The organism is Kibdelosporangium persicum (genome assembly GCF_013280595.1).
In the GTDB taxonomy this organism is placed as follows: Bacteria; Actinomycetota; Actinomycetes; order Mycobacteriales; family Pseudonocardiaceae; genus Kibdelosporangium; species Kibdelosporangium persicum.
The window spans coordinates 47435-60817 of the sequence record NZ_JAAATY010000007.1; the positions used below are offsets into that span (position 1 = coordinate 47435).

The 13383-nt window shown below is 68.8% G+C and carries 10 protein-coding genes; 2 read left to right on the top strand and 8 right to left on the bottom strand.

Translation table 11 applies throughout. The annotated features are described in order from the left end of the window. Position 1: 1 nt before the first annotated feature. The 6 genes from GC106_RS14725 to GC106_RS14750 all read right to left on the bottom strand — a co-directional run bounded on the left by GC106_RS14725 (position 2) and on the right by GC106_RS14750 (position 8702). On the bottom strand, positions 2 to 541 hold the full coding sequence (locus GC106_RS14725) for a hypothetical protein (protein ID WP_173129986.1): 540 nt from the start codon (positions 539 to 541) through the stop codon (positions 2 to 4). Continuing rightward, complete coding sequence (locus GC106_RS14730; RefSeq protein WP_173129989.1) at positions 538 to 2217, bottom strand: VWA domain-containing protein; 1680 nt, start codon at positions 2215 to 2217, stop codon at positions 538 to 540. Before GC106_RS14730 ends, GC106_RS14725 begins: the two co-directional genes overlap by 4 nt. Beyond that, positions 2214 to 3131, bottom strand: coding sequence for a hypothetical protein (locus tag GC106_RS14735; RefSeq protein ID WP_173129991.1), 918 nt, complete (start codon positions 3129 to 3131; stop codon positions 2214 to 2216). Before GC106_RS14735 ends, GC106_RS14730 begins: the two co-directional genes overlap by 4 nt. 145 nt (positions 3132 to 3276) lie before the next feature. Next, positions 3277 to 4845: a MoxR family ATPase gene (locus tag GC106_RS14740; protein WP_217280535.1), complete on the bottom strand. Its 1569-nt coding sequence runs from the start codon at positions 4843 to 4845 to the stop codon at positions 3277 to 3279. Between the two features lie 22 nt (positions 4846 to 4867). Continuing rightward, entirely contained in the window at positions 4868 to 5794 is a 927-nt protein-coding gene (locus tag GC106_RS14745; protein ID WP_173129995.1) for an ABC transporter permease, read from the bottom strand. Positions 5795 to 5867: 73 nt separating this feature from the next. Then, positions 5868 to 8702 carry an alpha/beta fold hydrolase gene (locus GC106_RS14750; protein ID WP_173129996.1) on the bottom strand — a complete coding sequence of 945 codons (2835 nt, stop codon included), beginning with the start codon at positions 8700 to 8702 and terminating at the stop codon, positions 5868 to 5870. Positions 8703 to 9024: 322 nt separating this feature from the next. On the opposite strand from GC106_RS14750, the gene GC106_RS14755 reads away from it, so the two are divergent. Both GC106_RS14755 and GC106_RS14760 read left to right on the top strand, forming a co-directional pair. Next, positions 9025 to 10035, top strand: coding sequence for a TerC family protein (locus GC106_RS14755; protein WP_173129998.1), 1011 nt, complete (start codon positions 9025 to 9027; stop codon positions 10033 to 10035). Between the two features lie 54 nt (positions 10036 to 10089). Continuing rightward, positions 10090 to 11982, top strand: coding sequence for a S9 family peptidase (locus GC106_RS14760; RefSeq protein WP_173130000.1), 1893 nt, complete (start codon positions 10090 to 10092; stop codon positions 11980 to 11982). A gap of 6 nt (positions 11983 to 11988) precedes the next feature. On the opposite strand, the gene GC106_RS14765 is transcribed toward GC106_RS14760, so the two are convergent. After that, the gene (locus tag GC106_RS14765; protein ID WP_173130002.1) at positions 11989 to 12645 is read right to left on the bottom strand and encodes an RES family NAD+ phosphorylase; all 657 of its coding nucleotides are present in this window, start codon (positions 12643 to 12645) and stop codon (positions 11989 to 11991) included. A gap of 48 nt (positions 12646 to 12693) precedes the next feature. Continuing rightward, positions 12694 to 13278 (bottom strand): DNA-binding protein, encoded by a 585-nt coding sequence (locus GC106_RS14770; RefSeq protein WP_173130005.1) that lies wholly within the window; start codon positions 13276 to 13278, stop codon positions 12694 to 12696. Positions 13279 to 13383 lie beyond the last annotated feature (105 nt).

Genomic DNA, 13383 nt, shown 5'->3' on the forward strand with positions numbered 1-13383 from the left:
GTCACACCTGGCTGTACCGGGCGGCCGCCTCGCGGGCCCGTTCCGCTTCCATCGCCTTGCGCACCGCCGCGGCCCGCTGCTCGGCGGCCTTGGTCGCCTCAAGCACCTCGTACCGGCGCACACTGTCTACTGTAGCCAAACGGTCCGCTGCCTGTTTGGCCGTTTCCCCTTCCGGCATCACCTCGAGCGCCAGCATGGCCAGCCGGGCGAGCTCCTCCCGGCGGTCCGGATCGGTGACGAACCGCCGTGGCTCGACCAGACCGGCCAACGGCGGCAGCGTTCCGGTCATGAATTCCAGCACCCGGGCGCGATCCATCACCTCGCGGAACGGTTCGTCCGCCAGCAGCCAGCAACTGATCAGCACAAGCTGACGCCACCGGGCATCCATGCTGTGGAACCGCTCGGCACTCTGGGCGTTGAGACCCGGACGGCCCGCGGCGGTCAGCACGTCCGAAAGCACCGCGGCAACGGACGCGTGCTCGCTGAAGAAGTCGTTCGGCGTCTCGCTCAGGCGCCGGGTCAGCCGGGACAGGGCGATCACGCGGTGCTCCGTTCGTACTGCTTGCGGCTGAAGGCGGCGGCGAAGTCGACCAGATCCTGCCACTGTGTCACCCGGTGCACGTCCCAGCCCGGGGTGATCGCGCGGATCTTCTCCTCCCAGTCATTCCACAGGTTGAGCACGAGCGTGCCGCCCGCGCCGGCGTTTGCCAGCGACCGTGCCGCGATCTCACTGCCCGGCCTGCCGAACTCGTCGGTCATCCTGACCATCGTGTCCACCCCGTCGTCGGAGATCACCACGATATGCGTCGGTTCGGCGCGCTCCTGCTCGATGTACGTCTTGCGCAGCATGTGGATCGGAAACGCCGTGCCACCACCGAAGTAGCCGGTCAGGACGTGCATGATGGCGTTCTCGTCGCGGACGAATCCGTCCGTGGTGAGAAACTGCTTGGCGCCTGCCCAGAGCGTCGCCTGGACCCGCGCGCCGGCCCGCAGTGCCGACAGGGCCAGGATCGCCCCCGCCAGCGTCAGGTAGGAGACGTTGCGCCGCGGATCCGGCATGGAGCCCGACGAGTCCACGTACAGGTCGAGGTCGACCGGCCGCTTGGCCGTGTCCGCACCCTCGGTCCGGCCGGTGATCGGTTGCACGGTGGTGATGCCCGGGATCACCACCGGTGACCGGGTCGCGGTGGCGATCCAGTCCACCGCTTCGAGCGGCTCGCCGATGTCCCAGGCGGTGTGCCCTTCCGGCAACGGCTCGGTGGACAAGGGCTTGGTTCGGACCGGGAACCGCACCAGATGCGGCGCGGCACGTTCGCGGTAGTACCGGGCTGCCGCGGTCTCGTCGGAGATGTTCACGCCGAGTTGCCGAAGGATCTGGCCGTACTCGAACGGTTCCCGGAACTGGCCCTCGCCCGGCGGGTGTGGTTCGTCGGCGGGCGCTTCCCGCGGCGCGAACTCGTTCACGTGCGGATCGAGCGCCGGATGCACGATCACATCGTCGTCCGCGATCGTCAGTCCGGGGATGTGCGTGTCCTCGCCGACGATTCCCACGCAGACGCGTTTGCGGGTAGTGGCAAGCGCTTCTTCAGCGGATTGGCTCAGGTAACGGAAACACAGGGCGGCGAAGCCGCCCGCGCCTCGCAGCCAGTCGGTCGCGTAGACACGCACGAGCCGGGCGCACAGTTGTGCGTCGCCCTCGATGTCCTCGGTGATGGCGGCTCGGGTGAGCGTGCCGGATTCCAGTGACCAGAGGATCTCGAACGTCCGCATGTAGAACGTCCACAGTGGAGTCGGGTCCGGTGTGGCGATCCGCTCGTAGACGACCGACATCCGCAAACCACGGCTGCGCTGTAACCGGTCGTTGATCAGCATGTCCGCGTACAGGTTGGCGACGAGCGGTGCGAACGTCTCGAAGCCGGGGATGCCGCGGCGGACTCTGGCCAGCAGCCTGGCGTTGTCGGCCAGGTCGGCCGGGCACAGCACGTGATGGCCGATCTCGTGCGCCATCACCTCGACCGGCATGTCGTGCAGGCCGAGTTCGGCGACCGCCTGCATGTCCAGCACGACAGTCCGGTCGTCCAGCCGGAACATGGCGAAGCTGTCGGTCAGCCCGGCGGTCCTGGCGTCCGATGTGGACTCGCAGTACAGCGGGTCGTGCACCTTGGTGAACCGGCCCCACGCCGTGAGAGCCGCCGGCCAGTGCTCGTGCCAGTTCACGAGTGCGCCACGAAGATGATCGAGTGGGTGAGCGTGGTCGTCACGGCCAGCGTGTTGCCCCACGACACCCAGCTGGACGCCCCGGCCAGCTCCGGGTGCTTCAGGGTGATCCCGTTCGAGTGCACGACTCCGCTCTCGGACAGCGTGAGTGTGGGTGCCTGCTGTTCTGGCACGGCTTCGGTTCTGCGGAGCGATCCGCCGAAGCGGTCCGCGTGGACCCGCCAGGTGTGCTCGCCGTCGGTGGCGTGCAGGCGGCCGTGGGCGAGGAACACCGTCGGTGGCCTGATGAACGTGCCACCGAGGCCGCGGAACTTGCCGAGCCGCCGGACGATCCGCAGACCGGTGTTGTTCTTGGCCCACCAGGGGTCGGCCCGCAGCAGGGCCACGTCGGTCGTGCCGGTGAGCATCCGCAGCGTGCCGGGATGCAGGCGTGGTGCGGTGTCCAGTGCCGCGTCGCGCAGTGCGGCGAGGCCGAACACCCAGGCCGCGACGGCACCCAGGTCCAGCAACGCGTCCACGGTGTCGATGTCCTTGCCCCATCGGCGCATCGTGGAAAGCCACCGGAAGGGCGCGGTGCCCGGTTCGGATTCCAGGTGGTGTAAGGCGTTCGCCAGCGCCACCGGGACCCGGCGCGGCTCGATCGCGACGAATCTGGCCTGGTCGAGCAGAAGCTGGTGCAGGTGCCGCGGCAGGCGGCCGTGACTGGCGAACGACAGGTCGATCAACGCGTCGGTGACCTCGGCCGGATTCCCGCCTGCCGCGTTGACGATCGGGCCGACGAAGTCGTTGAGGTGCTTGAGGAAAGCGTTTGCGTCCAGGTTCCTCGACCGGTGCCTGGCCAGCCGGAACTTGGCGTTGTAGCGCTCCCGGTTCGCCTTCAACGCCTGATGGAACGGCTTGGGCGCGCTGGTCATTTACGCCTCGCAACGCGCCCGACCTCGCCCCGGCCCTGCACCCGGCCATCCCCGAGCGAAGAGGTCGGTTGCGTGGGGCGAGGTGGAAATGACCGGCTCTGGCGCCCAAGCCCGCCGAGCGAAGCGAGGCAATCCAACACCGCACTCAGTTCTTCCACCGCAGCCATGCCCGGTAGTTCACGTACCGCTGGTGCAGGTACTTCAACGCCAGCGCGTCGTCGTAGACGTGCCCGTACAGCTTGCGGTCCCGGCCCCACTCGGCCAGCAGCGACTCGATCCGGCCGAGTCGGCGCTCCACTTCGGACTCGCCAACGTCGTCAAGGCCGAGCTCGAACTCGTCGAGCAACTCGCCGACCGGGTCGTGCACGTCCAGGTCCAGTCGGTCGTACTCGGCGCAGGACCGTTCGAACAACGACCGGATCCAGCTGACCCGGTCTGTCCGATAAGGACGCTGGTTCGGTTCGTCGAAGGCGGGCGACTGGTCGTTGGGCGCCAGCTTGTCGTGCAGGACGAACGGAAGCACCGACGCCAGGTCGTCCAGGCCGACCTCGGCACGGCCCCGGAAGTACGCCAGCGCTTTGGCGTAGGTGAGGACGCTCTGCAACGAACGCACCGACAAACCCGTGAGCGTTTGCGCGCCCAGGTCGGCCAGGCGGTCGCGGCCGGTCTCGCCGGCGGACAGCAGGTGCACGTCGACGCCCGCGAGTTTCGCGGTGTCCTTGGTCCGGTACTCGAACTGCTCGCCCGCGGGTTCGAGCAGTTCGAACTGGGCGGAGAAGAACTCCAGCCTGCGGCGCACCTCGCGGGGGAGCGGCACCCGGAGGATCTCGGTGTGCATCCGGTCGTGCTCGGCCTCGGTGAACACGATCTCCGGCGGCACGACCTCCTCGGGCCGGAGCCGTTGCTCGACGCGTTCCTGCAGCTCACCGAGGAACCGCGAGTTGAACGCCAGCGCGTGGACCACGACGTCGATGCGGTCCTTGAGCGCCTCGATCACCTGGTACGTGCCGCCTCCGCCGTCGTCGTTGGCCGTCAGGTACCAGGCGGAGTCGGCGGACTCGTAGATCTGGTCGAACACTTCGGCGTACCCGTCGGACATCAGGGTCAGCAGGGCCGACTGGGTCCGGGTGGGGATGCGGTTGTACTCGTCGACGATCTTGACGCGCATGCCCAGCCAGGTCCGCCACGCGACGTCGATATCCGCCAGCCGCTCGGCCTTGATGAGATCCCCGGGCAGGGGAGTGCCCAGCATGTCGGAAATCGTCAGCTGTGGATGCCCGTGCTGCATCGCCCTGCGCACTTCCCGCAGCGGATATCCGGCGAGGACGCCCATCAGGATCGCGCTCGCCGTCTTGCCCCGCCCCGGCCCGCCGACGAGCAGGCACCTTCTGCGTGTCGCGAAGGTGAGCAGCGGGATGAGCACGAAGCTGGAGTAGCTCTGCCCGCTGGGCAGCCGCAGCCGGGCCTTGGAGTCGCCGAGCTGGAAGGCGGCGCTGGGGCCGTCCTCGAACTCCAGGTCGTAGTGCGGGCTGATGATCGCGTGGTTGACGATCCAGAAGTAGGCCTTGCGCAGTTTCTCGTCGAGAGAGACGTCCGCCGCGCCGCCGAGGCTCAGTGGGCCCTCGTACAGCGCGGCGACGTCGAACTCGTCGTGCGGTGGTGCGGAACCCGGCAGTGTCGGCGAGGCCGACACGTGCCGGTAGGTCTGGTTCACCCGCACATAATGCCTGGTGAACTCAGCTGGTGATGTCCTTTCGGGTGAACTTGCGGATCGCCAGGAAACCGAAGAACGCCGCGAAGCACAGGGCCGAGAACGCGCCCCGGGTCATCTCCGACCAGTCGATGTCGGTGGAGATCAGGTCCGACCAGGCGAACGCGTAGTGCGTCGGCAGGTAGTTGCGCAGATCCTCCAACGCGGTGATCTGGTCGAGGATCTGCGAGACGATCGCGACCAGCACCGTGCCGCCGACCGCGCCGAGGGGCGCGTCGGTCGAGACCGACAGGAACAGCGCGAGCGCCGCCACCCACAGCAGGTTGATCGCGATGTAGATCGTCGCCGCGTAGATCGCCATCACGCCGTCGCCGAACGGCACCGCGTCGCCCGTCGGGCTCACGGCCTCTCCGGCGCCGTACCAGACCACGCCGATCAGCAGCGAAACCGTCGGCAACAGCAGCAACGCGAACAGCGAGAGGATGCCGGACGAGATCGCCTTCTGCCTGATCAGCCGGTGCCGGGGGATCGGCATCGCCAGCAGGTACTTCAGGCTCGACCAGGACGCCTCACTGGCGATCGTGTCGCCGAAGAAGATCGCCACGATCATCGGCAGCAGGAACGTGCCCGACACGAACAGCGCGAACACCACGAAGTTCGGCGCGCTGGCCGTGGCCAGGTCGACGAACCCGCCCTGCCTGCGGTTCGGGTTGGCCTCGCCGATCTCGAACGAGACCACCAGCACGATCGGCAGCAGCACGAGCAGGCCCAGCATCAGCTGGGTCCTGCGCCTGCGCAACTGCCTCGCCAGCTCGACCCGCAGCCGCAGCGTCCGGCTCGCCTTGTAACCGACGACCGAGCCGTCCGGCTGCACCTTCAGGTGCTCGTGCGACGCGGCTTCCTCCATCGCCCCAATGGCGGTGGGGTCGGTGTGAACATTGTTGGTACTCATGCGTACTTCCCGTCGTGCGTACGTCCGTCGCATGAGTACGGCCCTGTGTTGAATGATTCGCTCGCAAGCTCGCTCATGCCTTGTTCTCCCCGACCAGTTCCAGGAACGCGTCCTCCAGGCGCCTGCGTGGGCCTGCCTGTTCGACCGCCACGCCCGCCGCGACCAGGGCCCCGAGGGCCTTCGACCGCGGTGTGCCGTCGAGGTTGGCGTGCACCTGCTTGCCGTCGATCTCGATATCGGTGACGCCCGAGAGCTCACCCAGCACCGACGCCGCCTGGTCGGGCTCGTCGACGCGGAACGTCGCCTCGCCGCCGACCGCCGCGATGTCCGCGACCTCGCCCGCGGCGACCAGCTTGCCGCGGTGCATCACGACCACGTGCGTGCAGGCCTGCTCCACCTCGGCGAGCAGGTGGCTGGAGACCAGCACCGTCCGCCCGGTGGCCGCGTAGCGCTTGAGCACCTCACGCATCTGGTGGATCTGGGGCGGGTCGAGCCCGTTGGTCGGTTCGTCCAGCACGAGCATGTCCGGCAGGCCCAGCATGGCCTGGGCGATCGCGAGCCGCTGCCGCATGCCCTGGCTGTACGTCCGCACCTTGCGGCGTACGGCGTGGCCGAGGCCGGCGATCTCGATCGCCTCCTCGAAGTGCGCGTGCTCGGCCGGGCGACCGGTGGCCGCCCAGTACAGCCGCAGGTTCGCCTCGCCGGACAGGTGCGGCAGGAAGCCGGACCCCTCCACGAAGGAACCGATCCGGGACAGCACCGGCGCGCCCGAGTAGATCTTGTGCCCGAACACCCGGATCGAGCCCTCGGTCGGCTGGATCAGGCCCATCAGCATCCGCAGCGACGTCGTCTTGCCCGCGCCGTTGGGCCCGAGCAGGCCGAGCACCTGGCCCTTCTCCACCCGGAACGACAGGCCGTCGACCGCCTTGAGACCGCCCGGGTACTCCTTGGCCAGGTTCTCGATCACCAGCGGGACGTCGACAAGGGACTCGTCGACGTCGTCAGCCCGGCGACGGCGGATCGCCGCGATCACGGCGGCCACGATCGCCAGCCCGATCACCGCGAAGATGCCGATCAGAGCGAACATCGGCGGCGTCTGGGCCGACCGCGTACCCGGCACGACAGGCACCTGCACCGCGTTGTCCGCCAAGGAGACCGTGAACGCCGCGGGCTGCGAAGGAACCGCGTACGCCTGGTCCGTCGTGGTGACGGCGACCTCGATCCGGTGCTCCGCCTCGATCGGGCGCACGATGCCCGGCAACGTGACCGTCACCTCGGCGGGCAACTGCGTGATCCGCAACGGCGACACGGCCGAGGCGGGCAGCGTCCGGGAACCGTCGCCGGAGACGTCGTAGAGCTTGGCGAACAGCACCACACCGTCCTCGGGCACGGGCTGGCCGGGGATCGGCTCGACGCGCAGGCGGATCGTGGACGCGCCGCTGATCAGCAGCTGGCTGGTCAACGGCTCGCTGCGCCACCGCGCCACCTGGCCGGGCATGTCCACCGCGAGCCTGCTGGCCAGCCGGGACGATCCGGCGACCACCGAGCCGAGGCCCGGCATGCTCGTGATGGAGCCGGGATTGCCGCCTGGCGGGTTCACGACCGTCTGCTGTGGACCGGCCAGAGTGACCGGCCGGCGCTCGGTCGCTGTGCCGTTCAGGCCGGGGTACGACGGCGCGGTGATGGTCCGGACGTTCGGCGCGCCCTGCGCACGCAGGGCGCCCTGCACGGCGTACTCGAAGCTCGTGCCCGGGTCGCTGCCCCGGCCACGCAGGTGGAAGTCGAACCAGTCGGCGATCTGCGAGCGCAGGCTCGCCCCCGGCCGTCCGCCGTCGTGGCCGCCGGAGTACCAGACCACCTTGACCTTGCCGCCCGCCGCGGCGATCTGCCGTGCGGTGGCGTCGGACTGGTCGAGGCCGAACAAGGTGTCCTGCTCGCCCTGCACGATCATCGTCGGCTGGGTGATCCGGCCGGTCACCGACACCGGCGAGACCGAGCGCAGCAGGTCCACAGTGGACTGGCTGGCCCTGCCGGTGGTGGCGAGCTCGGTGTAGGCGGCGCAGATCTGCTCGGTGAACCGGCCACACGGACCCATGCCCTGGTCGCCGCCTGGGGAACGGCCCGGCGGCAAGCCACCTTGCGGGGCGCCGCCGCCGTCCCCCGCGGCCGCGGCGGCCGGGTCCTGGGAGTCCAGCTGGTCGTCGTTGTCACTGCCGGGCTCGGCGGCTTCCGCGCTCGGATTGGCGAAGCCCGCGCCACCCATCCCCGCGGCGAAGAAAACGCCCGCCCACGAGCGTTTGAACACGCCCTGCGCGGCGAAAGCGTTCGCGGAAGGGCTGCCGGGCAGCGGCTCGGTGGTCGCCGAGTTCGGGATCAGCGCCTGGCCGAGGTCGTTGTACGTGATCACCGGCGCGAGCGCGTCGATGCGCTTGTCGTACCCGGCGGCCAGCAACGAGATCGCGCCGCCGTAGGAGCCGCCGGTGATGCCCACCTTGGGGTCGTCACCGTCCTTCTGCACCTCGGGGCGCTTGGCCAGTTCGTCGATCAGCCTGCTGACGTCGGCGACTTCGGCGTCCGGCGCGTTCAGCGCGATCCGGCCGGTGCTGCGGCCGAAGCCGCGGGCCGACCACGTCAGCGCCACGAAGCCCCGCTGAGCCAGTTCACGGGCGTCGCCGTCGACGCTCTCCTTGCTGCCGCCGAACCCGTGCGCGACCAGCACGGCCGGCGCGGGGGTCTGTTCGGGCAGGTAAAGCGTGGTGTCGAGCTGGGCGCCACCGGTCGCGACCACGCGATCCTCGGTGACGACTCTGGGTCCGTCGGACCCGCTGTTGACCCAGAGCAGAGCGCCTGCCGCGACGATCACGGCGGCCAGCGTGAGCGCCAGCCAGCGCAGCTGGGTTTTGGACATTCGGGGCACCTGCGCACGGTATTGGACTGTTGCTGAGAACTTGCTGTGGGTGACCAGTCGGGTGTTCCCCTGCGGCCGTTCGGGCGGTGTGACCAAGAACAACAACCGGATGGGGGGCTCCGTCTGGCTTTCCGGGGGGCCGATGGGGACAATAAGGGCTGCAGTGGAGGGGAGTATTCCTTCGCGGCGGTGTCGTCAACACGGATCTCGACCGCTGGGAGCAGTGGTAATGAGCCCGGCGCCGTCGGTCCGTGCGGTGAGACGCACTGGCGGAAGAGACCTCCGGTTTGGACGGCTATGCCCGCCTATCCGGAGGTGATCAATGAGTGTGCCCATGTGGTTGTGGATCGCGACCGTCGCAGGACTTCTCATCCTGTTGGCGGTCGACCTCGTCATTGTGGATCGCAAGCCGCATGAGGTGACCATTGGTGAAGCCGCCAGGTGGGTGACGTTCTACGTCGCCTGCGCCGTCGTTTTCGGACTCGGCCTCTGGTACTTCGCCGGTGGGCAGCCCGCGGGAGAGTTCTTCGCCGGCTACATCACCGAGTACTCGTTGTCGGTCGACAACCTCTTCGTCTTCCTGGTCATCATGGGCGCGTTCAAGGTGCCCGCGATCCACCAGCACAGGGTCCTGCTGATCGGTATCCTGCTGGCGCTGGCCATGCGCAGCGTCTTCATCCTGCTCGGAGCCGCGGTCATCGCGGAGTTCAGCTGGGTGTTCTACCTGTTCGGCGCGTTCCTCATCTACACCGCGTACACGTTCATCAAGTCGAACCACGCCGACGACGAGGAGGAGTACAAGGAGAACGGCGCCACGAAGCTGGCCCGCAAGTTCCTTCCCGTCACGGACAGCTACCACGGCTCCAAGTCGTTCGTGAAGGTCGCCGGCAAGCGCATGGTCACGCCGATGTTCATCGTGATGATCGCGATCGGCACGGCCGACCTGCTGTTCGCGGTCGACTCGATCCCGGCCATCTTCGGCCTGACCAAGGAGCCGTTCCTGGTCTTCGCGGCGAACGCCTTCGCGCTGATGGGTCTGCGGCAGCTGTACTTCCTGCTGGGCGGTCTGCTCAACAAGCTGGTGTACCTGCAGATCGGTCTCGCCGCCATCCTCGCGTTCATCGGTGTGAAGCTCGTGCTCGAGGCGCTGCACACCAACGAGCTGCCGTTCATCAACGGCGGCGAGCACCTGGACGTCTGGGTGCCGAACATCGCGGTGTCGCTCAGCGTCATCATCGGCGTGCTGACGATCACCACCGTGGCGAGCCTGCTCAAGACCCGGCGGGACAAGGCCAAGGAGGCAGACGGCACGTCGGTTACGACGTCCAGCTGACTTCTCCCTCCGGAAGGTCGTAAGCCTCGCTAAGTATCGGGTAGCGTCGGTCGGGTGCGCCCAGATGACATCGAGCTGCTCACGGCCACCGACTCGATCAGCCTTCGGGGTGAGTTGCTGCTGGTAGCAGCGGCTCACCCCGATTTGGCGAGCAACACCTACCGCGGTGGTCTGCACCGCGTGGCCCTCGACGGGACCGGCACCAGGCCGTGGACGCACGGTTTCCACGACTTCGACCCCGCCATCTCGCCGGACGGCCGCTGGGTCGCGTTCCTGCGCCGGACGTCGGCCGACGACCTCCCGCAACTGCACGTCCAGCCGGTCGACGGCGGCGACTCGCGGGCGTTGACCGATTTCCCGCTCGGCGTGCGCTGCCCGGTGTGGTCCCCGGACTCGACCAGGATCGCCTTCCTCGCCCGGGTGCCGGACGAAGGCCGGTACGCGCCGGGCGGCAAACCGGCCGACGAGACGTACCGGCGGATCACCAGGCTGGACTACCGGTGGGACGACATCGGGTTCGTCCTCGACCGCCGCCCGCGGCTGTTCGTCACCGACCTGGCCGGCGAGTTGACCGAGCTGACCGACGGTGCCTGCGACGTGGGCACGCCGTCGTGGACGCCGGACAGCGAACACCTCGTCTTCCCCGCATCGGCGCACTGGGGCGCCAAGGAATCGCAGCGCGAGCACCTGTACGCCGTTCCCGCGTCGGGCGGAACGCCCGTCGTCGCGGTCGAAGTGCCCGGCGACGCACATTCCGTGACCGTGGGCGACGGTGTCGTGGTGTACCTGGGACGTCAGTTCACGGGTGACTTCGCCGTGGCCGTCAACACCAGCGTCTGGGCGGCGCCGTTGAACCTGGCCGAGCCGCAGCGGCCCCGCCGGCTCACCGACCAGGAGACGGTCTGCGCCGAGGAGGGCTTCGTCCCGCGGCTGCTCGGGGCGTCGGTTGTCTTCGTCGCGCTCAACCGGGGCGCCACCGAACTGCGGCAGGTGCCGTTGTCCGCCTCGGAGGTGACCTTCGCCGAGACCACGCTGCTCAGCCCCACCCACAGCAAGATCAAGGCGTTCGCGGTGGACGGGTCCCGGGTCGTCTCGGCGATCTCCACGCCCGACAGCGCCGGACGCGTGGTGTTCGAGGGCCGGACGCTGGCTGACTTCTCCGGGCCGTTGCGCGCCAGCGGTCTGTGCGAGGTCCGCGAGCTCACCGCGCAGTCACCGGACGGGTACGAGTCACACGGCTGGGTCGTGCTGCCGGAGGGACCTGGCCCGCATCCGGTGCTGCTGGCGGTGCACGGCGGGCCGTTCGCCTATCACGGCTGGGGATTCTTCGACGAAGCCCAGGTCTACGCGTCGGCCGGCTACCTCGTCGTGCTGCCCAACCCGCGGGGATCGGCGGGCTACGGCCAGTCGCACGGCCAAGCCATCGTGCACGGCTTCGGGACCGTCGACGTCGATGACATCCTGTCGCTTGTGGACGCCGCACTCGAACTGCCGGAGGCGGACGCGTCCCGGGTCGGCGTGATGGGCGGTTCCTACGGCGGGTTCATGACCAGCTGGCTGGCCGCGCACCACGGTCAGCGGTTCCGCGCGGCGTGGAGCGAACGTGCCGTCAACGCCTGGGATTCGTTCACCGGCAGCTCCGACATCGGCTACGCGTTCACCGAGCTGTACGTCGGCGCGAACCGGGAAACGCAGGTCAAGACCAGTCCGTTGACGTACGCGGACCAGATCAGGATCCCGTTCGCGGTGGTGCACTCCGAGCAGGACTGGCGGTGCCCGGTCGAGCAGGCACAGCGGATGTTCGTGGCACTGCGCAAACAGGGCACGGACGTCGAGTTCCTGCTCTTCCCCGGCGAAGGACACGAACTGACCAGGTCAGGACGGCCGCGGCACCGCAAGGAGCGGTTCGAGGCCGTGCTCGGCTGGTGGGCCCGGCACCTGGGCTGAGCACGGTCAGCTCAGCAGGGTGTAGTTCAGCTCCTCGCAGATCCGGCCGAGCGGCAGGTCGAGGCCGGGGTGGTCGAGCGGCAGCAGCATGTCCGGCGCGGGCGGGATCGCGGTACCGGCGGGCGGGTCGAACAGGCAGATCGCCGGTTCGCCACCGTCCATTGAGGACCGGTACCAGACGCCGTCCAGTTCGGGGTGTGCCGCGCGGATCGCCCTGGCCCACGCCTGGGTCAGGGTCTTCGAGCCGCTGGAGAGCTCCTGGGAGGCACCCGCGCGGGTCGGCCACAGGCCGGACAGGTCCAGCAGGCGCAGGGTGCGTTGCGGCCGGAACACCACGAGGTGCGGCCGGCGCGTCGACCTGTCCACAATGGACGTCGACTGGAAGACCTCGGCGAGGCTGGTGCGCACCGACAGGCCGAAGTACAGCACGCCGTTGCCGGGGCTGTCGGCGGGACGGCCCTCGGGGCCGAGCGGGTGCGGGTCGAACCGGCCGTGCGGGAGCGGGCCGGTGTACCGGAAGGAGTTCCACCGCTGACGGTGCGCGCCGCCCGCTGCGAAGATCCGGACAAGGCGCGTGCCGTTGTGCACGGCCACGATGTCCTCGTCCACTCGCAGCAGCGACCTGAGCGCAGCCGGAGTCGGTGGCTGGGGGAGCCGAGCCATACGTTTGGAGTCGTCAGCCTGTCTTGGTCGGTTACGTCTTCGTCACCGTCACGCGGGGGTTCCGAGGACGGCCGCTAGCGCCGCAACCCTATCTGGATCTCCGCCCGCGAGCAGCCACTGCCGGGGTGTACCGAGTTCTCCGCCGATGACCAGGTCTTCCTGGGGTGTGGTCATGAACGCCGCGACCACCAGCGGTGGCTGGTCGATCGGCAGCGCCGCCAGCACGGTCTCCAGGCCGGGCAGCACGCCGGAGCCGGTGAACTGCCAGGCGGGCAGCCGCCATCCGCCCCGGTCCTTCCAGCCGACCAGCCGGCCGGCGGCGAGCCTGTGCCGGATGCGGCTCGTGTCTACGCCGATGGTGGTGGCCGCGTCGGACACCGTCAGGGCGGAATCGCGCAGCACGGCCTGCGCGGCGACGGCACGCGCGCGCGAGTCGACCTCGTCGGGGCGCCGTGGCCGCAGGTCGAGTCCTACCTCGGTGAGCGTTTCGCGCTGGTCCGCCGAGAAGTACTCGGCGGGATGGGGATTCGGTGGCGACAGCCGCCTTGCGGCGTCCTCGACAAGACCGAGGAACTCGCCGGGGGTGACGCGTAGCCCTGCTTTGGCCAAAACCGTCTCCAGCGCCATGCTCATGCGCATAGACTAGCGCGGATGTGCGGGTTCGTGCGCCTTTGTGAAGGAATTCACGAAGAAAGAATACAAATCGCACATACTTCAACACTGTGCGTGCACCTCATC

Excerpts from the sequence above, each read along its gene's own strand:
- GC106_RS14735 (WP_173129991.1), bottom strand. The coding sequence starts at position 3,131 with ATGACCAGCGCGCCCAAGCCGTTCCATCAGGCGTTGAAGGCGAACCGG.
- GC106_RS14745 (WP_173129995.1), bottom strand. The coding sequence starts at position 5,794 with ATGAGTACCAACAATGTTCACACCGACCCCACCGCCATTGGGGCGATG.
- GC106_RS14750 (WP_173129996.1), bottom strand. The coding sequence starts at position 8,702 with ATGTCCAAAACCCAGCTGCGCTGGCTGGCGCTCACGCTGGCCGCCGTG.
- GC106_RS14755 (WP_173129998.1), top strand. The coding sequence starts at position 9,025 with ATGAGTGTGCCCATGTGGTTGTGGATCGCGACCGTCGCAGGACTTCTC.
- GC106_RS14765 (WP_173130002.1), bottom strand. The coding sequence starts at position 12,645 with ATGGCTCGGCTCCCCCAGCCACCGACTCCGGCTGCGCTCAGGTCGCTG.
- GC106_RS14770 (WP_173130005.1), bottom strand. The coding sequence starts at position 13,278 with ATGAGCATGGCGCTGGAGACGGTTTTGGCCAAAGCAGGGCTACGCGTC.